At 46.1% G+C, this 21855-nt stretch carries 32 protein-coding genes; all 32 read right to left on the reverse strand.

What is annotated here, in order from left to right; all coding sequences use genetic code 11:
- Positions 1 to 3: 3 nt before the first annotated feature.
- Positions 4 to 627: a 30S ribosomal protein S4 gene (gene rpsD, locus VC159_RS00240; RefSeq protein ID WP_072582071.1), complete on the reverse strand. Its 624-nt coding sequence runs from the start codon at positions 625 to 627 to the stop codon at positions 4 to 6.
- A 118-nt stretch (positions 628 to 745) separates the two neighbouring features.
- The gene (rpsK, locus tag VC159_RS00245) at positions 746 to 1153 is read right to left on the reverse strand and encodes a 30S ribosomal protein S11 (RefSeq protein WP_011901923.1); all 408 of its coding nucleotides are present in this window, start codon (positions 1151 to 1153) and stop codon (positions 746 to 748) included.
- 18 nt (positions 1154 to 1171) lie between these two features.
- Positions 1172 to 1537 (reverse strand): 30S ribosomal protein S13, encoded by a 366-nt coding sequence (gene rpsM, locus VC159_RS00250; protein WP_071464450.1) that lies wholly within the window; start codon positions 1535 to 1537, stop codon positions 1172 to 1174.
- Positions 1538 to 1561: 24 nt separating this feature from the next.
- On the reverse strand, positions 1562 to 1678 hold the full coding sequence (rpmJ, locus tag VC159_RS00255; RefSeq protein WP_012357167.1) for a 50S ribosomal protein L36: 117 nt from the start codon (positions 1676 to 1678) through the stop codon (positions 1562 to 1564).
- Between the two features lie 35 nt (positions 1679 to 1713).
- Positions 1714 to 1932: a translation initiation factor IF-1 gene (gene infA, locus VC159_RS00260; protein WP_068320132.1), complete on the reverse strand. Its 219-nt coding sequence runs from the start codon at positions 1930 to 1932 to the stop codon at positions 1714 to 1716.
- Between the two features lie 4 nt (positions 1933 to 1936).
- Positions 1937 to 3274, reverse strand: a complete 1338-nt coding sequence (gene secY / locus VC159_RS00265) for a preprotein translocase subunit SecY (RefSeq protein ID WP_072582070.1) — start codon at positions 3272 to 3274, stop codon at positions 1937 to 1939.
- A gap of 17 nt (positions 3275 to 3291) precedes the next feature.
- Entirely contained in the window at positions 3292 to 3732 is a 441-nt protein-coding gene (rplO, locus tag VC159_RS00270; protein ID WP_071464448.1) for a 50S ribosomal protein L15, read from the reverse strand.
- Positions 3733 to 3759: 27 nt separating this feature from the next.
- Positions 3760 to 3948: a 50S ribosomal protein L30 gene (gene rpmD, locus VC159_RS00275; RefSeq protein ID WP_046329387.1), complete on the reverse strand. Its 189-nt coding sequence runs from the start codon at positions 3946 to 3948 to the stop codon at positions 3760 to 3762.
- 23 nt (positions 3949 to 3971) lie between these two features.
- Positions 3972 to 4490 carry a 30S ribosomal protein S5 gene (gene rpsE / locus VC159_RS00280; protein ID WP_011901917.1) on the reverse strand — a complete coding sequence of 173 codons (519 nt, stop codon included), beginning with the start codon at positions 4488 to 4490 and terminating at the stop codon, positions 3972 to 3974.
- 18 nt (positions 4491 to 4508) lie between these two features.
- On the reverse strand, positions 4509 to 4862 hold the full coding sequence (rplR, locus tag VC159_RS00285) for a 50S ribosomal protein L18 (protein WP_046329386.1): 354 nt from the start codon (positions 4860 to 4862) through the stop codon (positions 4509 to 4511).
- A gap of 13 nt (positions 4863 to 4875) precedes the next feature.
- Positions 4876 to 5409: a 50S ribosomal protein L6 gene (gene rplF / locus VC159_RS00290; RefSeq protein ID WP_215360614.1), complete on the reverse strand. Its 534-nt coding sequence runs from the start codon at positions 5407 to 5409 to the stop codon at positions 4876 to 4878.
- Positions 5410 to 5419: 10 nt separating this feature from the next.
- Positions 5420 to 5815 (reverse strand): 30S ribosomal protein S8, encoded by a 396-nt coding sequence (gene rpsH / locus VC159_RS00295; RefSeq protein ID WP_011901914.1) that lies wholly within the window; start codon positions 5813 to 5815, stop codon positions 5420 to 5422.
- A 24-nt stretch (positions 5816 to 5839) separates the two neighbouring features.
- Positions 5840 to 6145: a 30S ribosomal protein S14 gene (rpsN, locus tag VC159_RS00300; protein WP_011901913.1), complete on the reverse strand. Its 306-nt coding sequence runs from the start codon at positions 6143 to 6145 to the stop codon at positions 5840 to 5842.
- A gap of 9 nt (positions 6146 to 6154) precedes the next feature.
- Positions 6155 to 6697: a 50S ribosomal protein L5 gene (gene rplE / locus VC159_RS00305; protein WP_046329383.1), complete on the reverse strand. Its 543-nt coding sequence runs from the start codon at positions 6695 to 6697 to the stop codon at positions 6155 to 6157.
- 16 nt (positions 6698 to 6713) lie between these two features.
- Positions 6714 to 7022, reverse strand: a complete 309-nt coding sequence (gene rplX / locus VC159_RS00310) for a 50S ribosomal protein L24 (protein WP_011901911.1) — start codon at positions 7020 to 7022, stop codon at positions 6714 to 6716.
- 9 nt (positions 7023 to 7031) lie between these two features.
- On the reverse strand, positions 7032 to 7400 hold the full coding sequence (gene rplN / locus VC159_RS00315) for a 50S ribosomal protein L14 (RefSeq protein WP_015420241.1): 369 nt from the start codon (positions 7398 to 7400) through the stop codon (positions 7032 to 7034).
- Positions 7401 to 7583: 183 nt separating this feature from the next.
- Complete coding sequence (gene rpsQ, locus VC159_RS00320; protein WP_216263287.1) at positions 7584 to 7853, reverse strand: 30S ribosomal protein S17; 270 nt, start codon at positions 7851 to 7853, stop codon at positions 7584 to 7586.
- Between the two features lie 12 nt (positions 7854 to 7865).
- Positions 7866 to 8060 carry a 50S ribosomal protein L29 gene (gene rpmC, locus VC159_RS00325; protein WP_215362451.1) on the reverse strand — a complete coding sequence of 65 codons (195 nt, stop codon included), beginning with the start codon at positions 8058 to 8060 and terminating at the stop codon, positions 7866 to 7868.
- A 14-nt stretch (positions 8061 to 8074) separates the two neighbouring features.
- Positions 8075 to 8488 carry a 50S ribosomal protein L16 gene (rplP, locus tag VC159_RS00330; RefSeq protein WP_011901907.1) on the reverse strand — a complete coding sequence of 138 codons (414 nt, stop codon included), beginning with the start codon at positions 8486 to 8488 and terminating at the stop codon, positions 8075 to 8077.
- A 2-nt stretch (positions 8489 to 8490) separates the two neighbouring features.
- Entirely contained in the window at positions 8491 to 9318 is an 828-nt protein-coding gene (rpsC, locus tag VC159_RS00335) for a 30S ribosomal protein S3 (RefSeq protein ID WP_323472389.1), read from the reverse strand.
- A gap of 8 nt (positions 9319 to 9326) precedes the next feature.
- A complete protein-coding gene (rplV, locus tag VC159_RS00340; protein WP_215392687.1) occupies positions 9327 to 9659 on the reverse strand; it encodes a 50S ribosomal protein L22 in 333 nt (110 codons plus the stop codon).
- 7 nt (positions 9660 to 9666) lie between these two features.
- Positions 9667 to 9945 carry a 30S ribosomal protein S19 gene (rpsS, locus tag VC159_RS00345; protein ID WP_046329379.1) on the reverse strand — a complete coding sequence of 93 codons (279 nt, stop codon included), beginning with the start codon at positions 9943 to 9945 and terminating at the stop codon, positions 9667 to 9669.
- Positions 9946 to 9964: 19 nt separating this feature from the next.
- The gene (gene rplB, locus VC159_RS00350; protein WP_215362450.1) at positions 9965 to 10795 is read right to left on the reverse strand and encodes a 50S ribosomal protein L2; all 831 of its coding nucleotides are present in this window, start codon (positions 10793 to 10795) and stop codon (positions 9965 to 9967) included.
- 2 nt (positions 10796 to 10797) lie between these two features.
- Complete coding sequence (gene rplW / locus VC159_RS00355) at positions 10798 to 11112, reverse strand: 50S ribosomal protein L23 (RefSeq protein ID WP_072582065.1); 315 nt, start codon at positions 11110 to 11112, stop codon at positions 10798 to 10800.
- A complete protein-coding gene (gene rplD / locus VC159_RS00360; protein WP_011901901.1) occupies positions 11109 to 11729 on the reverse strand; it encodes a 50S ribosomal protein L4 in 621 nt (206 codons plus the stop codon). Before rplD ends, rplW begins: the two co-directional genes overlap by 4 nt.
- Before the next feature lie 11 nt (positions 11730 to 11740).
- A complete protein-coding gene (gene rplC / locus VC159_RS00365; RefSeq protein WP_072582122.1) occupies positions 11741 to 12397 on the reverse strand; it encodes a 50S ribosomal protein L3 in 657 nt (218 codons plus the stop codon).
- A gap of 197 nt (positions 12398 to 12594) precedes the next feature.
- On the reverse strand, positions 12595 to 12906 hold the full coding sequence (gene rpsJ / locus VC159_RS00370; protein ID WP_011901899.1) for a 30S ribosomal protein S10: 312 nt from the start codon (positions 12904 to 12906) through the stop codon (positions 12595 to 12597).
- A gap of 123 nt (positions 12907 to 13029) precedes the next feature.
- Positions 13030 to 14220 carry an elongation factor Tu gene (gene tuf, locus VC159_RS00375; RefSeq protein WP_071464430.1) on the reverse strand — a complete coding sequence of 397 codons (1191 nt, stop codon included), beginning with the start codon at positions 14218 to 14220 and terminating at the stop codon, positions 13030 to 13032.
- 51 nt (positions 14221 to 14271) lie between these two features.
- Entirely contained in the window at positions 14272 to 16374 is a 2103-nt protein-coding gene (fusA, locus tag VC159_RS00380; protein ID WP_216238314.1) for an elongation factor G, read from the reverse strand.
- Between the two features lie 27 nt (positions 16375 to 16401).
- Positions 16402 to 16872, reverse strand: coding sequence for a 30S ribosomal protein S7 (gene rpsG / locus VC159_RS00385; protein ID WP_011901897.1), 471 nt, complete (start codon positions 16870 to 16872; stop codon positions 16402 to 16404).
- A gap of 161 nt (positions 16873 to 17033) precedes the next feature.
- A complete protein-coding gene (rpsL, locus tag VC159_RS00390; RefSeq protein ID WP_072582063.1) occupies positions 17034 to 17414 on the reverse strand; it encodes a 30S ribosomal protein S12 in 381 nt (126 codons plus the stop codon).
- Positions 17415 to 17591: 177 nt separating this feature from the next.
- The gene (rpoC, locus tag VC159_RS00395) at positions 17592 to 21854 is read right to left on the reverse strand and encodes a DNA-directed RNA polymerase subunit beta' (protein WP_215358829.1); all 4263 of its coding nucleotides are present in this window, start codon (positions 21852 to 21854) and stop codon (positions 17592 to 17594) included.
- Between the last annotated feature and the right edge of the window lies 1 nt (position 21855).

The following is a 21855-nucleotide window of genomic DNA, read 5'->3' on the forward strand; positions in this document are numbered from 1 at the left end:
TAATTAGCGTGAATACAATTCAACGATCAAACTTTCATTAATTTCACCGCTAATATCTTCACGGTCAGGCACTTGCTTAAATGTTCCCTCGAGCTTAGCTGCGTCAACTGAAACCCAAGTAACAGCTGCCATTTGGCCAACTAAATTGAGTGATTCTGTAATACGCGCTTGCTTCTTCGCTTTTTCACGAATCGCAACTACATCACCAGGCTTAACCTGAATTGATGGAATATTGACAGGGCTACCATTGAGCAAAATCGCACAGTGAGAAACCAACTGACGTGCTTCAGCACGGGTAGAACCAAAGCCCATACGATAAACAACGTTATCCAGGCGTGACTCCAACAACTGAAGCAAAGTAGAGCCAGTATTGCCCTTGCGACGCTCAGCCTCGGCGAAGTAACGGCGGAACTGACGCTCCAAAATTCCGTACATACGCTTAACCTTTTGCTTTTCACGCAATTGATTGCCGTAATCAGACGTTCTTGAGCCAGATGTACGGCCATGTTGACCAGGCTTAGTATCTAACTTGCACTTGTCTGACAGGGCGCGACGTGCGCTCTTTAAAAATAAATCGGTACCTTCCCGACGTGCTAATTTGGCCTTAGGCCCTAAGTAACGTGCCACGATGCTTTCCTTTCTTTGCCGCAGCCTTACGACCGGCGGTGAGTTCGCCCTTTAAATCAGGCGAACAGTGGGCTTTAATAAAAAACTACTAAAACTGTTGTACTGCCAACTTCCAAGCTTAAATACGACGACGCTTAGGAGGACGGCAACCATTATGTGGAACTGGGGTTACGTCTTGAATCTCAGTGATCTTGATGCCCAATGAGTTCAATGCGCGAACTGCTGATTCACGACCTGGGCCTGGGCCTTTGATCTGAACTTCCAAGTTCTTGATACCGCATTCAACGGCTGCTTTACCAGCAACTTCTGCAGCTACCTGAGCAGCAAAAGGTGTTGATTTACGTGAGCCCTTGAAACCCTGGCCGCCAGAAGTTGCCCATGAAAGCGCATTTCCTTGACGATCAGTGATCGTAATAATGGTGTTATTAAAAGAAGCGTGAACGTGTGCAATACCGTCAGCAACGTTCTTTTTAACCTTCTTACGAGCGCGCTGTGAAGCGGCGGAAGCGGATTGTTGTTTTGCCATGTCAATAAACTTTCTTGATTATTTCTTCAGTTGCACGCCAGACTTACGCGGGCCCTTACGGGTACGAGCGTTTGTCTTAGTACGTTGACCACGTACAGGCAAGCCCTTACGATGACGTACGCCACGGTAGCAACCTAAGTCCATCAAACGCTTGATGCTCATAGTTACTTCACGACGAAGGTCACCTTCAGTGATGAACTTACCTACTTCATCACGTAACTTTTCCAAGTCAGCGTCAGTAAGATCTTTAACTTTTTTATTGATTGCAACACCTGTGGTTTGACAAATTTTGTTAGCACGAGTTGTGCCAATGCCAAAAATAGCTGTTAAACCGATAACAGTATGTTGATGATTTGGGATGTTTACCCCAGCGATACGTGCCATGAGATTTCCTCTTAATTAACCAGATCAGCCTTGACGCTGCTTATGACGTGCGTCTGAAGAACAGATCACGCGAACAACGCGTTTGCGCTTAATGATCTTGCAATTTCTGCAAATACACTTAACGGATGCTAAAACTTTCATAACTCACCTCTAAAAAAATTGGTACTTCTTAATCTTTACTTCGCACGGAAAATGATTCTGGCGCGCGTTAGGTCGTAAGGAGTCATCTCCACCGTCACCTTGTCTCCCGGCAAAATACGGATGTAATGCATCCGCATCTTTCCGGAAATGTGCCCTAGAACCACATGTCCGTTTTCCAGCTTCACGCGAAACATCGCGTTCGGCAAATTCTCTACAACTTCTCCCGCCATCTGAATTACATCGTCTTTAGACATTCAGTTAAGCGCCCATCTTAAAGTTGGCTTTCTTCATCAAAGAGCCGTATTGCTGTTGCATCACGAATGACTGAACTTGAGCCATGAAATCCATTGCAACAACCACAATAATTAACAATGAAGTACCGCCGAAATAGAACGGTACGTTGTACTTCAATACTAAGAATTCTGGCAACAAGCAAACCAAAACCATATAAATTGCACCGGCCAAAGTTAAGCGCACCAAGATCTTATCGATATAACGCGCTGTTTGGTCGCCCGGACGAATACCAGGAACAAATGCGCCACTCTTCTTCAAGTTCTCAGCAGTTTCACGGCTGTTAAACACCAATGCGGTATAGAAGAAGCAGAAGAAAATAATCGCAGCTGCGTACAAAATCGTATACACAGGTTGACCGGGAGCTAAAGTCGCTGCTAAGTCTTTAATAATTCTGCTGAACATATTGGTTGGCTCACCTGATGTAAACCAGCCAGCAATCGTTGCGGGGAACAAAATAATCGATGAAGCAAAAATCGGAGGAATAACACCTGCCATGTTTAACTTCAATGGGAAGTAAGAAGATTGGCCGCCGTAAATCTTATTACCAACTTGACGCTTGGCGTAGTTCACCAAGATCCGGCGCTGACCACGCTCTACAAACACCACAAAATAAGTTACCGCTACTACGATCACAACGATCAAGAGAGCGGAAATAATATTCATTGAGCCAGTACGTACCAACTCTAACAAGCTTGCCAATGCATTTGGTAAACCAGAAACAATACCGCCAAAAATGATGATGGAGATGCCATTACCCAAGCCACGCTCAGTAATTTGCTCGCCAAGCCACATTAAGAACATCGTGCCAGTTACCAATGTAACTACAGTATTCAATTCAAACATCAAGCCTGGGTTAATAACTAAACCTGGCTGAGCCTGCAATGCAACCGAAATACCTAATGCTTGGAATGTTGCCAAGAACACAGTGCCGTAGCGCGTGTACTGAGTAATCTTACGTTGGCCAGCTTGACCTTCTTTTTTCAAAGACTCCAAAGAAGGCACAACAATCGTCATCAACTGCATGATGATCGACGCAGAGATGTAAGGCATGATGCCTAAAGCAAATACAGTGAAGCGAGATAAAGCGCCACCTGAGAACAAGTTAAACATTCCCAAGATGCCGTCTTTTTGACCAGAGAACAACTGTGCCAATTGGTCTGGATCGATTCCAGGGACTGGAATATGAGCACCCAAACGGAACACGAGCAAAGCCAACACCAGGAAGACTAAGCGTTGGCGTAATTCGCCAAACTTGCCACCTGTTGCTGCAGTGCTTGCGTTATTGGTAGGTGCTAATGCCATATCTACTAAAAGACCTATTAAACCAATTCAACCAATTTGCCGCCGGCTGCTTCGATAGCTGCTTTTGCGCCGGCAGTTGCTGTAATACCCTTGAGGGTTACAGCAATTTTGAGTTCGCCAGTCTTGATAACCTTCACTGCATTGATTTGCTCACCAGCAAAGCCGTGCGCCTTCAATACCAGTAAGTCCACTTCTGGCAAATTGATTTTTGCTAAATCGTTCAATGTAATTTGACCAACGTGACGACGTGTCAAAGACACGAAACCGCGTTTTGGCAAACGACGATACATAGGCATCTGACCGCCTTCAAATCCAACCTTGTGGAAACCACCAGAACGGGATTTTTGACCTTTGTGACCACGGCCAGCAGTTTTACCAAGACCAGAACCAATACCGCGACCAACGCGACGACGGTTTTTCTTGGAGCCTTCTGCAGGTTTAATTGTGTTGAGTTGCATATTCTTCGCCTATTTACTTGCTAGTTATTAGCCAACGACTTTAACTAGATAAGAAACTTTATTAATCATGCCGCGAACAGCTGGAGTGTCTTCCAATTCAGAAACTGAATTGATGCGACGAAGGCCTAAGCCTCGTACAGTTGCACGGTGGCTTTCGCGTGTACCGATCAAGCTGCGTACTAATTGCAGTTTGACTTTGGAGTTAGTTGTTGTCATTTGTAGATTCCTAATTTTTGGTCTTAGCCGAGAATCTCTTCAACTGACTTACCGCGCTTAGCAGCAATTTCAGCAGGAGTACTCATTTTGCTCAAACCATCAATGGTTGCACGAACCAAGTTGTATGGGTTTGTAGAGCCAAGTGACTTAGCAACCACGTTTGTTACGCCCATTACGTCGAAAATTGCGCGCATTGGGCCGCCAGCAATAATTCCAGTACCGTCTTTAGCTGGAGAAATCAAAACGCGTGACGCGCCATGTTGACCAGTAACAGTGTGCTGCAAAGTACCTTTACGCAAAGTAACCTTGATCATCTTGCGACGAGCTTCGTCCATTGCCTTTTGAACAGCAACTGGAACTTCTTTTGATTTGCCTTTACCCATGCCGATGCGGCCATCGCCATCGCCAACTACAGTGAGCGCAGCGAAGCCGAGAATACGACCACCCTTAACCACTTTAGTTACACGATTAACAGCAATCATCTTCTCGCGAAGACCATCATCACGCTCTTCGTTTTGCATCTTAGTTTGCATTTTTGCCATGTTTTTTCCTAAACCCTATTAGAACTTCAGGCCGGCTTCACGCGCAGCTTCAGCTAAGGCCTTAATACGGCCGTGGTAACGATGACCGGAACGATCAAATGCAACATCAACAATGCCTGCCTTAACAGCACGCTCAGCAACTAATTTGCCGATTTGTTTTGCCGCTTCAGCATTGCCGCCGTTTTTGATCGCTTGGCGCAAATCTTTTTCCATTGTTGAAGCAGCTGCTACAACTTTGGTTCCGCATGGGCTATAAACCTGAGCAGAAATATGAGTATTGCTACGGATAACTGTTAAGCGATTTGCCAATGCTTCGGCAATGCGAATACGAGTCTGCCTAGCGCGTCTTTGTCTGGATTCGTCTTTATTCATTTTCTAATCTCGCTTACTTCTTCTTAGTTTCTTTCAGATGCACAACCTCATCCACGTAGCGAACACCCTTGCCTTTGTATGGCTCTGGTGAACGGTATGCGCGAACTTCAGCTGCGACCTGGCCAACTTGCTGCTTGTTGGAACCTTTGATAATGATTTCAGTTTGAGTTGGAGTCTCAGCCTTCACACCCTTTGGCAGGTTGTAAATAATGTCGTGTGAGAAACCTAACTGCAATTTCAATGTTTCGCCTTGAGCAGCAGCACGATAACCAACGCCTACCAAGCTGAGCTTGCGCTCAAAGCCAGCAGTTACGCCAACAACCATGTTGTTAACCAAAGCACGGGCTGTACCTGACTGTGCACCAGCTTCTGGTGAGTCGTTATTTAAAACAACTGTCAATACGCCATCTTCTTGTTTCAAACCAACAGAAGGATGCAAATTGTGTGTCAAAGTACCCAATGGGCCTTTAACAGTAATGTTTGCACCGTTGATGCTGATTTCAGCGCCCTTAGGAACTGTAATTGGTGATTTACCTACGCGGGACATATTTCGCTCCTTAAGCTACGTAGCAAATAACTTCGCCGCCCACGCCTGTTGCACGTGCTTTACGGTCTGTCATTACGCCTTGAGGGGTTGAAATAATTGCAATGCCCAAGCCATTCATTACCTCTGGAATGTCATGACGGCCTTTATAGATGCGTAGACTTGGTGTTGATACACGGTCAATACGCTCAATAACAGGACGGCCTGCATAGTATTTGAGATCGATGTGTAGCACTGGCTTAGCTGCTTCACCTTTGATTTCAAAACTTTCGATATAGCCTTCATCTTGCAAAACTTTTGCGATGGCTACTTTTACTTTTGACGACGGCATCAAGACTACGGGTTTCTGCACTGCTTGCGCATTGCGGATCCTTGTCAACATGTCGGCGATTGGATCGCTGATACTCATGAGTTCTCCTAATTCTTTCGCCGCTTACCAGCTGGCCTTGGTTAAACCGGGGATTTCGCCACGGAAGGCGATTTCACGAATCTTGCTACGAGCCAAACCGAATTTACGGAATGTGCCACGTGGTCGACCGGTTAATGAACAACGATTTCTTTGACGAATCGGGCTTGCGTTACGTGGAAGTGCCTGTAGTTTCAAACGAGCTTCATAGCGCTCTTCATCGCTGCGTGATTGATCAGCAATGATCGCTTTGAGTTCGGCACGCTTTACAGCGTACTTCTCTACAGTTTTTGCGCGCTTATTCTCGCGCTCAATTAGGGATAGTTTTGCCACGTTAGCCTCTTAATTGCGGAAAGGGAATTTGAATGCTGCCAACAAAGCTTTTGCTTCTTCGTCGGTTTTAGCAGTCGTCGTAATACTGATATTGAGACCACGTAGGGCATCAATCTTGTCGTATTCGATTTCAGGGAAAATAATCTGTTCTTTAACGCCGATGTTGTAGTTACCGCGGCCGTCAAATGCTTTACCAGAAATACCGCGGAAGTCACGTACGCGTGGCAATGCAACAGTAACGAAACGATCCAAGAATTCGTACATGCGTGCACCACGCAATGTCACCATGGCGCCGATTGGGTAGCCTTGACGAATTTTGAAACCTGCAATCGCTTTTTTAGCCTTAGTTACAACAGGCTTTTGGCCAGCAACTTTGGTTAAATCACCAACTGCATTTTCGATAATCTTCTTGTCGTTCACTGCATCACCCAAGCCCATGTTCAGGGTTACCTTAGTGATACGTGGAACTTCCATTACAGACTTGTAACCAAACTTGGCGATCAAATCTGCAACAACTTTAGCTTGATAGTGTTCTTGAAAACGTGTGCTCATAATTTCTCCGTGCCCCTTATGCGCTTAAAGTTGCGCCAGTGGTTTTGAGGAAACGTTGCTTTTTACCATCTACGAGTTTGATACCAACACGTGATGGTTTGCCGTTACCGTCAACCACAGCCACATTAGAAATGTGAACAGGCATCGTCTTGTCAATCATGCCGCCAGTAACACCGGCCGCTGGATTTGGCTTAACGCTCTTTTTATAAATGTTTACGCCTTCGATCACTAACTTGTTCTCGAGAACGGCTGTAACAGTTCCTTGCTTGCCCTTATCGCGACCAGTCAACAGAACTACGGAATCACCTTTACGAATCTTTTTCATATCAGCCTCTTAAATAACTTCGGGGGCGAGAGAAACGATCTTCATGAACTTTTCAGTACGCAACTCGCGCGTCACTGGTCCAAAGATACGTGTGCCAATTGGCTCTAACTTAGCGTTGAGCAATACCGCAGCGTTGCCATCGAACTTAATCAATGAACCATCTGGACGGCGAACACCCTTAGCAGTTCTCACTACAACGGCGTTATAAATATCACCTTTTTTTACACGGCCACGTGGAGCAGCGGACTTTACAGTCACTTTAATGACATCACCGATACTGGCGTAACGACGCTTAGAGCCGCCCAATACCTTGATGCACAAAACTTCACTGGCGCCTGTGTTATCGGCAACCTGTAATCTACTTTCGGTTTGTATCATTTCTAATCCCCAACTTATTGGCCAAAGGCAAACAGTCTTGGTTCCGTCTAAGGGCTTTAACGAAAGTTAAAACCCGGAATTAATGAAAAACACTGCTTCTCCAATAAAACCAGAGAAGCCTTCTATTCTACTACGTAAAAAAGGGATTTGGCAAGAAAGTTCGCCAAAATCCCCAATATTTCTTTAAATGCCCTTTGATTCCTGTACTAAACGGGTCACAACCCAAGATTTAGTTCGTGAAATTGGCTTAGATTCAGCAATTTCAACGGTATCACCCATCTTGTATGTGCCAGCTTCGTCATGAGCATGGTACTTTTTGGACTGGCCAACATACTTACCAATCACTGGATGCTTAACTTGACGCTCAACCAATACCGTCACAGTTTTTTGCATTTTGTCACTAACAACACGGCCCACGAGTGTGCGGCGTAAGGGTTTAGATAGTTCTGTCATATCCCTTTTTCCTTATTTCTGTGCAGTCTTTTGGGCGATAAAAGTCTTCACACGAGCGATGTCGCGCTTATTTTTACCCAATTGGCTGGTATTTGTGAGTTGCTGAGTACCTTTTTGCATGCGGAGCTTGAAACCGGTCTTAAGTAACTCGGTTAACTCTGCATTTAAAGCTGTCAGATCTTTTGAAGCTAATTCTGTATTTTTCATAATCTCTATCCCGATCAACCTAAGTGGCGAATCACGAAAGTGGTCTGTAAAGGCAACTTAGCAGCAGCAAGCTTGAAAGCTTCGCGCGCCAATTGCTCATCAACACCGTCCATCTCGTAAAGCACTTTGCCTGGTTGAATTTCAGCTACGTAGTACTCTGGGTTACCTTTACCGTTACCCATACGTACTTCAGCAGGTTTTTGTGAAATTGGCTTATCTGGGAAAATGCGAATCCAAATACGGCCACCACGTTTAATGTGACGAGTCATTGCACGACGTGCTGACTCGATTTGGCGAGCAGTCAAACGACCACGGCCAACGGCCTTCAATCCAAAGTCACCAAAGGCTACAGAACTACCACGTGTTGCCACGCCAGTGTTACGGCCTTTTTGTTCCTTACGATACTTGCGACGCTTTGGTTGTAGCATGCTTACTCTCCTGACTTCTGCGTATCTGCGGCTGGTGTTTCAACCTTACGCACACGCTTTACTGCTGGCTTAGCAGCAACTAATGGCTTGTCTGTGCCAGCAGCTGGTTTACGAGCAGCTGTCTTGCTTGGGGCACGACGAGTTTTCTTTTCTTCGGCAGCTGGTTCAGCAGATGGGGTAACTACTTGAGCTTCTGCACCACGACCCAAAGTGTCACCTTTGTAAACCCAAACTTTTACGCCAATGATGCCGTATGTTGTTTCAGCTTCAGAGGTTGCGTAATCAATATCAGCCTTCAATGTATGAAGTGGAACGCGACCTTCACGGTACCATTCACGACGAGCAATCTCTGCACCATTCAAACGACCTGATGACATGATCTTGATGCCTTGTGCGCCAAGACGCATTGCATTTTGCATTGCACGCTTCATCGCACGGCGGAACATGATGCGCTTCTCCAACTGTTGAGTAATAGAGTCAGCAATCAATTGAGCGTCAACTTCAGGCTTACGAATTTCTTCGATATTCACGTGAACTGGAACACCCATACGCTTTTGTAATTCGCGGCGGAGTACTTCAATATCTTCGCCTTTTTTACCAATTACAACACCTGGACGTGAGCTATAGATAGTGATGCGGGCATTCTTTGCAGGACGCTCAATCACAACCTTACTTACAGATGCATTCTTCAACTTCTTCTTGAGATAGATGCGGACATCTACGTCCTCTTTCAACATCTTTGCGAAGTCAGTATTGTTTGCATACCAACGTGATGTCCAATTCTTCGTTACCGCGAGTCGGAATCCGGTTGGGTTTATCTTTTGTCCCATATCTTTCCTTAGTTACTCAAGGTCACGGTAATGTGACATGTTTGTTTTTCAATTTGATTACCACGACCCTTAGCGCGTGCTGTGAAGCGCTTCAAGGAAGTACCTTTATCAACAATAATTGTTGAAACCTTGAGCTCATCAATATCAGCACCTTTATTGTGTTCAGCGTTGGCCACTGCAGACTCAACTACTTTTTTCACAATGAAGGCAGCTTTCTTGGGGCTGAAATTCAAAATGTTTAATGCGCGAGCAATTGGCAAACCACGGATTTGGTCAGCGACCAAACGTGTCTTTTGCGCAGAAATGCGGGCACCCTTGTGAATAGCTTTAACTTCCATCATCATCCCCTTACTTCTTCGTTACTTTCTTGTCAGCAGCGTGACCTTTGAAAGTACGGGTCAAGGCAAATTCGCCTAACTTATGACCCACCATGTTTTCTGATACATATACCGGAACGTGTTGACGACCGTTATGCACAGCAATCGTCAGACCAATAAAGTCTGGGAGGATTGTCGAACGGCGTGACCATGTTTTGATCGGTTTTTTGTCTTTGTTGGCTTGAGCGACTTCAACTTTATTTACTAAGCTGGCTTCGCAAAATGGGCCTTTTTTAGCTGAACGTGTCATATCTATTTATCCTTATCGCTTAACGTTTTTGACGACGTTGAACGATCATCGAAGTTGTACGCTTATTGCGACGTGTACGATAACCTTTGGTTGGTGTGCCCCATGGGGATACAGGCACACGGCCTTCGCCAGTTCTACCTTCACCACCACCGTGCGGGTGATCTACTGGGTTCATTGCCACACCGCGAACGGTTGGGCGAATACCACGCCAGCGATTTGCACCAGCTTTACCGATAACACGCAAGCTGTGCTCTTCATTGCCAACTTCGCCAATAGTGGCGCGGCAGTCAATCAGAACACGACGAACTTCACCAGAGCGCAAACGCACTTGAGCGTATACGCCTTCACGAGCCAGCAATACTGCAGAACCACCAGCAGAACGGGCAACCTGAGCACCCTTACCTGGCATGATTTCTACACAGTGAATTGTGCTACCTACAGGAATATTGCGGATTGGTAAGTTGTTACCAGACTTGATAGGCGCTTCTGAACCACTCATTAAGGCCTGACCAACGGTCATTCCTTTGGCAGCAAGAATATAGCGACGCTCACCATCAGCAAACACGATCAATGCAATATTTGCACTGCGGTTTGGATCGTATTCTAAGCGTTCAACTTTTGCTGGAATACCATCTTTGTCGTTGCGTTTGAAATCAACAACACGATAGTGATGCTTATGACCACCACCCTTATGACGGGTAGTGATATGACCATTATTGTTACGACCCGCTTTTTGGAATTGTGGCTCTACTAACGCTGCAAAAGGTTTACCTTTATGCAGGTCAGGATTGACCACCTTGACCATTGAACGACGACCTGGTGAGGTCGGTTTTGTCTTCATCAAAGGCATGATTAATTCGCCTCCGCTTCAAAGTTAATTTCTTGACCTGGCTTCAAGCTTACATAGGCCTTCTTAGTGTGGTCACGACGACCTTCAAAACGGCCATAGCGCTTTGGCTTACCCTTTTGATTCACGATTTGAACTGAGTCAACTTGCACTTTAAAGAGCAATTCAACTGCTTGTTTTACATCGAGCTTGTTTGCGTCGCGAGCTACTTGGAATACTACTTGTTCGTTTTTCTCCGCAACCATAGTCGCTTTTTCAGAGATAACCGGTCCAAGCAGGACTCTCATTAGGTTGTGATCATTTTTACGGACTTGGCTCATTTCAGCAACTCCTCAATTTTTGCGATCGCAGCTTTGCTTACCAATACTTTTTTGTATTGAACTAAAGCTAATGGATCAGCGTGCTGTGGCTCACATACAGCAACTTTATGCAAGTTACGTGATGCCAAGTACAAATTCTCGCTAACCTGATCAACAATAATCAAGACTGAATCCAAGCCCATTGCCTTAACTTTGTCAGCTAAAACTTTAGTCTTTGGAGCGTCAAGAGAAAATTGATCAACAACATTCAAACGACCTTCGCGAGCTAACTGAGACAAAATAGATCTCATACCAGCGCGGTACATTTTCTTGTTTACTTTTTGGCTGAAATTCTCTTCTGGAGAATTCGGGAATATACGACCACCTCCACGCCACAGCGGGGAAGAGCTCATACCAGCACGTGCACGACCTGTACCTTTTTGACGCCAAGGTTTCTTAGTTGTGTGCTTAACTTGCTCGCGGTCTTTTTGTGCACGGTTACCGCTACGTGCGTTTGCTTGGTAAGCCACAACAACTTGGTGTACCAATGCTTCGTTATATTCACGTTCGAATACTTCTGGTGAAGCTTGTACGCCTGCACCTAAAGTACCGTTGTCTTGGAGAAGCTTAAGTTCCATATTCGCTCTCCTTATTTCTTCTTCAACGGTGTTTTAACCGCTGGAGTAACAATAACTTTACCGCCTGGGGCACCTGGAATAGCGCCTTTAACCATGATCAGATTACGTTCTGAATCAATGCGTGCGATGACTAAATTTTGAACTGTACGTGTAACGTCACCCAAGTGACCGGTCATACGCTTACCAGGGAAAACACGACCTGGATCTTGCGCCATACCGATTGAGCCCGGTACGTTATGTGAACGTGAGTTACCGTGGGATGCGCGACCAGAAGCGAAGTGATAACGCTTAATGGTACCTGCGTAGCCCTTACCGATAGACACGCCTTGTACGTCCACTTTTTGACCAGCAGTAAATGCAGTGTCAGCAGGAATTACTTGTCCCGGTGTCATTTCTGCGATTTTTGCTGCGTCTAATTGGAATTCGTTGAGACCGTTACCAGCCATCACACCAGCTTTGGCGAAGTGACCAGCCATTGCTTTAGTAACGCGAGTAGCTCTACGTGTGCCATGTGCCAACTGGATAGCATCATAGCCATCAGTTGCCTGGGTCTTGATTTGAGCGATTCTGTTGTCGCTCACGTCAATTACGGTTACAGGGATAGAATCCCCTTCGTCCGTAAATAGACGGGTCATGCCGACCTTGCGGCCGATTAAGCCTAAGCTCATATTCATGCTCCACGCCGACTTCGATTGGTCGGCAAAATTAATTTAAGTGATTTACAAGTAAAAGTACTTCTAAATCAATAACTTACAACGTTTTTAATGCTGATAAAACTAAGATTTTCGCCCAAATAATTGAGCGAAGCCTTAGATTCTATCCCGAAATGCCGATCTTGACAAGCAAAAAGACCGGAAATAACAAATTACTGCAACTTAATTTCGACGTCCACACCTGCTGGGAGGTCTAATTTCATCAAAGCATCTACAGTTTTCTCTGTAGGATCAACGATATCCATCAAACGGAGATGGGTGCGGATCTCTAACTGATCACGAGATGTCTTGTTCACGTGTGGTGAACGCAAGATATCAAAACGCTCAATACGGGTTGGCAAAGGTACCGGACCCTTAACAACTGCACCAGTACGCTTAGCTGTATCAACGATTTCAGCTGCAGACTGGTCGATTAAACGGTAATCAAATGCTTTAAGGCGAATACGAATTTTTTGGTTTTGCATATTAATTCCAAAGAGCGTTGTGGTGCTGCCACGTTATACATCTAAAGAGCACGGTGACATCAGCAGCACTGATGTCACCGGTTAGCAAACCGCTAAATATTTGTTACTAGTAAAGCTAACTACTTAAGCCAAAATCTTTGCAACCACGCCGGCGCCAACAGTACGGCCACCCTCACGGATCGCAAAACGTAAACCTTCTTCCATCGCGATAGGAGCGATGAGTTTTACGGTAATAGTTACGTTATCACCAGGCATTACCATTTCTTTGTCTTTTGGCAACTCGATTGAACCAGTTACGTCCGTAGTACGGAAGTAGAACTGTGGACGATAGTTGTTAAAGAATGGAGTATGACGACCACCTTCGTCTTTACCCAAGATGTAAACCTCGGCTGTAAAGTGAGTATGTGGGGTGATTGAACCTGGCTTAGCCAATACTTGGCCGCGCTCAACTTCTTCACGTTTTGTACCGCGTAACAAGATACCAACGTTATCGCCTGCTTGACCTTGGTCGAGCAATTTGCGGAACATTTCAACACCAGTACAAGTTGTCTTGAGTGTTGGCTTGATACCGATGATTTCGATCTCTTCGCCTACTTTAACGATACCGCGCTCGATACGGCCTGTAACAACAGTACCGCGACCGGAGATAGAGAACACGTCTTCTACTGGCATCAAGAACGCGCCGTCAACAGCACGCTCTGGAGTTGGGATGTAGGTATCTAATGCTTCAGCCAATTTCATGATGGCTTCTTTACCCAATGGGCCTTCGTCGCCTTCAAGAGCTAACTTAGCAGAACCTTGAATGATTGGTGTGTCATCGCCAGGGAAGTTGTACTTAGATAAAAGCTCACGAACTTCCATTTCAACGAGTTCTAACAATTCAGCGTCATCAACCATGTCGCACTTGTTGAGGAACACAACGATGTAAGGAACACCAACTTGGCGTGCCAAGAGGATGTGCTCACGAGTTTGTGGCATTGGGCCGTCAGCAGCAGAGCAAACTAAAATGGCGCCGTCCATCTGAGCAGCACCAGTAATCATGTTCTTCACGTAGTCAGCATGTCCTGGGCAATCCACGTGTGCGTAGTGACGGTTTGCAGTCTCATACTCAACGTGCGCAGTATTAATCGTAATACCACGTGCTTTTTCTTCAGGAGCAGCATCGATCTGATCGTATGCTTTAGCTTCGCCACCGAATGCTTTAGAGAGCACGGTTGCAATTGCTGCTGTCAATGTAGTTTTACCGTGGTCAACGTGACCAATGGTGCCTACGTTTACGTGCGGTTTTGTCCGCTCGAATTTTTCTTTTGCCATTTTTGTCTGCCTTCTTTAGCTAGTCAATATTCAAAAATTAATGTGGATAAATTACTTCGCTTTAGCAGCCATAACTGCTTCAGCAACGTTCTTCGGTGCTTCGGAATAATGCTTAAATTCCATGGTGTAGGTAGCGCGACCTTGGGTCAACGAGCGCAAGCCAGTTGAGTAACCAAACATCTCTGCCAACGGCACTTCAGCGCGAACAATCTTACCGCCGCCTGGAATGTCATCCATACCTTGCAAAATACCGCGACGGGAAGAAAGATCGCCCATAACGTTACCCATGAAATCTTCTGGTGTTTCAACTTCAACAGCCATCATCGGCTCAAGCAACACTGGCGCTGCTTTACGCATACCGTCTTTGAATGCCATAGAGCCCGCCATCTTAAATGCGTTTTCATTGGAGTCAACGTCATGGTATGAACCGAAGAACAATGTTGCTTTGATATCTACAACTGGATAGCCAGCCAAAATACCGGAATTCAATGTTTCGCGAATTCCTTTTTCTACTGCAGGGATGTATTCACGTGGAACCACACCGCCCTTAATAGCGTCAATGAATTCAAAACCTTTGCCTGGCTCTTGTGGCTCAAGCTTCAATACCACGTGACCGTATTGACCGCGACCACCAGACTGCTTAACAAACTTACCTTCGATTTCTTCGCAAACCTTGCGAATAGTTTCGCGATAGGCAACTTGTGGCTTACCAACAGTTGCTTCAACACCAAACTCACGACGCATACGGTCAACCAAAATTTCCAAGTGGAGCTCGCCCATTCCGGAAATAATAGTTTGGCCAGATTCTTCATCAGTCTTAACGCGGAATGATGGATCTTCTTGTGCCAAGCGATTCAAAGCAAGACCCATTTTTTCTTGGTCTGGCTTTGTCTTAGGTTCAACAGCTTGAGAAATCACTGGCTCTGGGAATACCATGCGCTCCAAAATCACGATGCTATCTGGATCACACAATGTTTCGCCAGTAGTTGCGTCCTTTAGACCAACTGCTGCAGCGATATCACCTGCATAAACTTCCTTAATTTCTTCACGTTGGTTTGCATGCATCTGCAACAAACGTCCAACACGCTCTTTCTTACCCTTGATTGGGTTGTAGATTGTGTCGCCTGATTTCATTACGCCTGAGTAAACACGGAAGAAGATGAGCTGACCAACAAACGGGTCGGTCATGATCTTAAATGCCAATGCAGAGAATTTCTCAGCATCGTCAGCTTTACGTGTTGTTGGGGTACCGTCTTCCAATTCACAAGGAACTGGTGGAACGTCTAATGGGGATGGCAATAACTCAACCACCGCATCCAACATTGCCTGAACGCCTTTGTTTTTGAACGCAGTTCCGCACATCATTGGAATGATTTCATTAGCAATCGTACGTTGACGCAATGCTTTTTTGATTTCTTCTTCGGTCAACTCTTCGCCACCGAGGTACTTCTCCATCAACTCTTCTGAACTTTCAGCAGCAGCTTCAACCATCTTTTCGCGCCACTCATCTGCAGACGCCTTTAATTCAGCAGGAATCTCTTCGTAGCTAAATTTAGTACCTTGTGAAGCCTCATCCCAATAGATGGCCTTCATTTTGACCAAGTCCACAACGCCTTTGAAATTCTCTTCAGCGCCAATAGGAATCTGGATCAAGATAGGATTTGCTTTGAGACGTAACTTCATCTGGTCATAAACCTTGAAGAAGTTCGCACCAGTACGGTCCATCTTGTTTACGAATGCTAAACGTGGAACTTGATACTTGTTAGCTTGACGCCAAACAGTTTCAGATTGTGGTTGTACACCACCTACCGCACAATAAACCATGCAAGCGCCGTCCAACACGCGCATTGAACGCTCAACTTCAATAGTGAAGTCTACGTGTCCTGGGGTATCAATAATATTGATGCGGTGCTCTGGAAAATTACCAGCCATGCCCTTCCAGAACGTTGTAGTAGCAGCAGAAGTAATCGTGATACCACGCTCTTGCTCTTGCTCCATCCAGTCCATGGTTGCAGCGCCATCATGTACTTCACCAATCTTATGGTTAACACCGGTGTAGAACAAAACGCGTTCTGTTGTTGTTGTCTTGCCTGCGTCAATGTGCGCAGAAATACCGATATTGCGGTATTTGTCGATAGGGGTTTTACGTGCCACTGTTGGTACCTTTTCTTTGCTGTGCGATTAGAAGCGGAAATGTGAGAAAGCTTTGTTAGCTTCTGCCATACGGTGAACTTCTTCACGCTTCTTCATTGCTCCGCCGCGACCTTCTGCAGCTTCTAATAATTCGTTGGCCAAACGTTGAGCCATAGATTTCTCACCGCGCTTTTTAGCGGCTTCGCGCACCCAGCGCATTGCCAAAGCAGAACGGCGTGATGGGCGAACTTCAACAGGAACCTGGTAGTTAGCACCACCAACGCGACGGCTCTTCACCTCAACCATTGGCTTAACGTTGCCCATAGCTGTTGAAAAAATTTCGAGTGGTTCTTTATTTGCTTTTTTCTCGATGTGATCAAAGGCACCGTAAACGATACGCTCTGCAACCGATTTCTTGCCGTCCAACATGAGGACGTTCATGAATTTAGCTACTTCTACATTTCCGAATTTTGGATCCGGCAAAATTTCCCGTTTGGGAACTTCACGACGACGTGGCATAACTACTCCTTCAGTTCAGTTAGGGGCGACCCACATGGATCACCCGCTCCGGTTGCCCTACTATCTAAGAAGATTCCTAGACGGAACAACCACTTACTTGTCTTTTAAGTCTGACAAACGAAGACTTACTACAAATACTTCAGCAAAAATCTATTGAAAGATTAAGCAGATTTCTTAGCGCGCTTAGCACCGTACTTGGAACGTGATTGCTTGCGGTCTTTAACGCCTTGCAAGTCAAGTGAGCCACGAACGATGTGGTAACGAACACCTGGCAAATCCTTTACACGACCGCCACGAATCAACACTACTGAGTGTTCCTGGAGGTTATGGCCTTCACCACCAATGTATGAAATCACTTCAAAACCATTGGTTAAGCGAACTTTGGCTACTTTACGAAGCGCAGAGTTAGGCTTTTTAGGAGTAGTGGTGTACACACGTGTACAAACACCACGGCGCTGCGGACTGTTTTCCAGTGCAGGGCTCTTGCTTTTCACGATCAGCCTGGATCTTGGCTTACGTATTAATTGATTAATTGTTGGCATAAAATAGCTCGGTTAGTACTTCTTTGTTGCTTTCTTCAAGAAAATCAATGACTTAGAGAATTTCTAGGTCAAAAAGACCCTCTTCTGAATCAGTAGAACTCAGCATTCTAGCTTGGCCAGCCTTTTCCGTCAACCAAATGGGGAAAAAACTGGCCATTTCTGGCCAGAATTACCAAATTAGCTCGGATCAGCCTCCCCAGCAGGAGCAACGACTTCAGCCTCAATTTCTACAGGCATATTGGCCATTGCTTCCTCTTCGGCGGCAATCATCTGAGCGCGATCACGCTCGAATTGCTCTCTGACCTTGCGTGCACGGCGATAAGACAAGCCAGTACCAGCAGGGATCAGACGACCAATAATGACGTTTTCCTTGAGGCCACGAAGTGTATCGGTCTTGCCCATAATTGCGGCTTCGGTCAATACACGGGTGGTTTCTTGGAAAGAAGCCGCTGAAATGAAGCTGTCTGTAGACAAGGATGCTTTAGTAATACCCAGCAGCACGTTTTCGAACTGGGCTGGGCGCTTACCTGCGGCAATCACCAAATCATTTGCGTCATACAGTTTTGAACGCTCAACTTGCTCACCAGTGATGTAAGCAGTATCGCCGCCATCAGTAATTTGCACACGACGCAACATTTGACGCACGATCACTTCAATGTGCTTGTCATTGATCTTCACGCCTTGCAAACGGTAAACGTCTTGAACTTCATCAACAATGTAGATCGCCAACTCTTCAATACCGCGGAGAGTCAAGATGTCATGTGGATCAGCAGGGCCTTCCACAATCATCTCGCCCTTATTCACAACTTGACCGTCATGAACGAGGACTTGCTTCTCTTTAGGAATCAAGAATTCATTGGCTTCACCGTCCATATCGGTAATCACCAAACGTTGTTTACCTTTGGTTTCTTTACCGAAGGAAACTGTTCCGGTAACTTTCGCCAAGACAGCTGCATCTTTAGGTGAACGTGCTTCGAACAATTCAGCAACGCGTGGCAAACCACCGGTAATATCGCGAGTCTTCTGTGATTCGATTGGAATACGAGCCAATACTTCACCAACTTCGACCTTCTGACCATCTTTAACAGTAATCAAGGCGCCTACTTGGAGGCCAATGTTTACTGGATGATCAGTGCCGGCGATCATGACTTCGTTACCCTTGTCATCAACCAAGTTGATCATTGGACGAACGCCTTTGCTTGCTGCAGAACGACGCTTACCGTCAATTACCACCAAGGTGGAAAGACCGGTAACTTCGTCTACTTGCTTAGCAACGGTTACGCCTTCTTCAACGTTGTCGAAGCGAGCGATACCAGCGTACTCAGAAATAATCGGACGTGTCAATGGATCCCATGTCGCCAAGCTTGCGCCGGCCTTCACTGCTGCATCTTCTTTTAACAAGAGAGTTGCACCATAAGGCACTTTATGACGCTCGCGCTCACGACCGTTCTCATCAACGATCAAGGCTTCGCCAGAACGTGAAATCACGATCTGCTCGCCCTTCGCGTTCTTGACAACACGCATCGTGGTAGAGAATTTCAAAGCACCATTAGACTTAGCTTCGATGTTGCTTGCAACCAATGCACGTGACGCTGCACCACCAATGTGGAAGGTACGCATAGTCAACTGTGTGCCTGGCTCACCGATGGACTGAGCAGCGATAACGCCAACCGCTTCACCAACGTTCACCAAACCACCGCGACCTAGATCACGTCCGTAGCACTTCGCGCACAAACCAAAGCGAGTTAAGCAAGACAATACTGTGCGAACTTTAACTTCGTCGATACCCAATGCAACGATTTGATCAACGTGATCTTCATCGAGCAATGTGTCGTTCGGAACAATGACTTCTTGTGTGTCAGGGTGAACGATGTCACCGATACATACACGACCCAAAATACGGTCACGCAATGCTTCGATAATTTCGCCGCCCTCAACCAGCGCCTTCATGGTTACACCATTAGTTGCGCCGCAATCATCTTCGATCACCACGAGATCTTGAGTGACGTCGCATAAACGACGTGTCAGGTAACCCGAGTTAGCTGTCTTCAACGCCGTATCAGCCAGACCTTTACGAGCGCCGTGGGTTGAGATGAAGTACTGCAATACGTTCAAACCTTCACGGAAGTTCGCAGTAATTGGGGTTTCAATGATGGAGCCATCAGGCTTAGCCATCAAACCACGCATACCAGCCAACTGACGAATCTGCGCTGCAGATCCACGCGCACCAGAATCCGCCATCATGTAGATGGAGTTAAAGGATTCTTGACGAACAGTCTTACCGTTACGGTCGAGTACGTCAACGTGTGACAACTCATCCATCATCGCCTTACCAACTTGGTCGCCTGCAGCACCCCAAATATCAACCACGTTGTTATAACGCTCTTGATTGGTTACGAGACCTGACATGAACTGCTTGTCATACTCTTTAACCTTGGCAGATGCCTCAGTGATGATGCGCTCTTTAGAAGTTGGGATCAACATATCGTCGATCGCAACTGAGATACCAGCGTTGGTTGCCAAACGGAAACCAGACTGCAAGAGGCGGTCAGCAAAAATAACCGTTTCGCGTAATCCACACTTACGGAATGAAGTGTTGATCAAACGTGAGATTTCTTTTTTCTTCAAAGGCTTGTTGATTTCCTCGAAAGACATGCCTTTAGGCAAAATCTCAGACAAGATTGCACGGCCAACTGATGTTTGATAGATCTTGGTCTTCTCAGCAAAACGCGCATCGCCTTCTGCTTTTTTGTCCACGATCTCAAACTCAGTAATACGCACAGCAACGCGTGAGGCCAATTCAACTTGACCTGCTTCGTATGCGCGCACTACTTCAGTAATGTTGGCGAAAACCATGCCTTCGCCTTTACCGTTGATCTTGTCACGTGTAGCGTAGTACAGACCCAACACCACGTCCTGTGAAGGAACGATTGATGGTTCGCCGTTAGCTGGGAACAATACGTTGTTCGAAGCCAACATCAATGTACGTGCTTCCATTTGCGCTTCGAGCGACAAAGGAACGTGAACCGCCATTTGGTCACCGTCAAAGTCGGCGTTAAATGCCGCGCAGACTAATGGGTGCAATTGGATTGCTTTACCTTCAATCAGCATTGGCTCGAAAGCTTGAATACCGAGACGGTGCAATGTAGGCGCACGGTTCAACATGATTGGATGTTCACGAATCACTTCTTCGAGAATGTCCCAAACGATTGGAGTCTGGCTTTCAACTTCTTTCTTTGCAGCCTTAATGGTGGTTGCAATTCCTAAAGTCTCAAGCTTGTTGAAAATGAATGGCTTGAACAATTCCAAAGCCATCAATTTTGGTAAGCCGCACTGATGCAATTTCAATGTAGGGCCAACCACGATGACTGAACGACCAGAGTAGTCAACACGTTTACCCAACAAGTTTTGACGGAAACGACCGCTCTTACCTTTAATCATCTCAGCCAAGGACTTGAGAGGACGCTTGTTAGCGCCAGTCATAGCCTTACCGCGACGACCGTTGTCGAGCAATGAGTCAACCGCTTCTTGCAACATACGCTTTTCGTTACGAACGATGATCTCTGGTGCGCGCAACTCTAACAAACGCTTCAAACGGTTGTTACGGTTGATTACACGACGATAGAGGTCGTTCAAATCAGAAGTAGCAAAGCGACCGCCATCCAATGGCACCAATGGGCGCAATTCTGGAGGCAATACTGGCAATACTTCCATGATCATCCAGTCAGGCTTAATACCTGAAGTCTGGAACGCCTCGAGCACTTTCAAGCGCTTAGCGTATTTCTTGATCTTGGCATCACTACCCGTTGCTTTTAAATCTGCACGAATCGTCTCTACTTCGCGATCGATATCAATCGAACGCAAGAGATCACGAATACCTTCCGCGCCCATGATGGCGGTAAATGCACCGTCACCATACTCTTCGGTCTTAGCAATGTATTCATCTTCAGACATGATCTGACCGCGCTTCATCGCGCCTTCAGGAGTCATACCAGGATCAACTACTACATATGCTTCAAAGTAAAGAACGCGTTCGATATCCCGCAATGTCATATCGAGAACCATACCCAAACGGGATGGCAAAGACTTCAAGAACCAGATGTGCGCTACAGGGGCTGCCAACTCAATGTGGCCCATGCGCTCACGACGCACCTTAGCGAGAGTAACTTCAACGCCGCACTTCTCGCAGATTACGCCACGGAACTTTAAACGCTTGTACTTACCGCATAAGCACTCGTAGTCTTTGGTTGGTCCAAAAATCTTGGCGCAGAACAAACCATCACGCTCGGGCTTAAAAGTCCGGTAGTTGATGGTTTCTGGTTTGCGTACTTCACCAAAAGACCATGAGCGAATTTTCTCAGGAGATGCGAGACCAATTTTGATGACATCAAACTGCTCTTCGCCCTGCGTTTGCTTAAATAAATCGAGCAATGCTTTCATA

This window comes from Polynucleobacter sp. JS-JIR-II-c23, assembly GCF_035011225.1.
Lineage (GTDB): Bacteria > Pseudomonadota > Gammaproteobacteria > Burkholderiales > Burkholderiaceae > Polynucleobacter.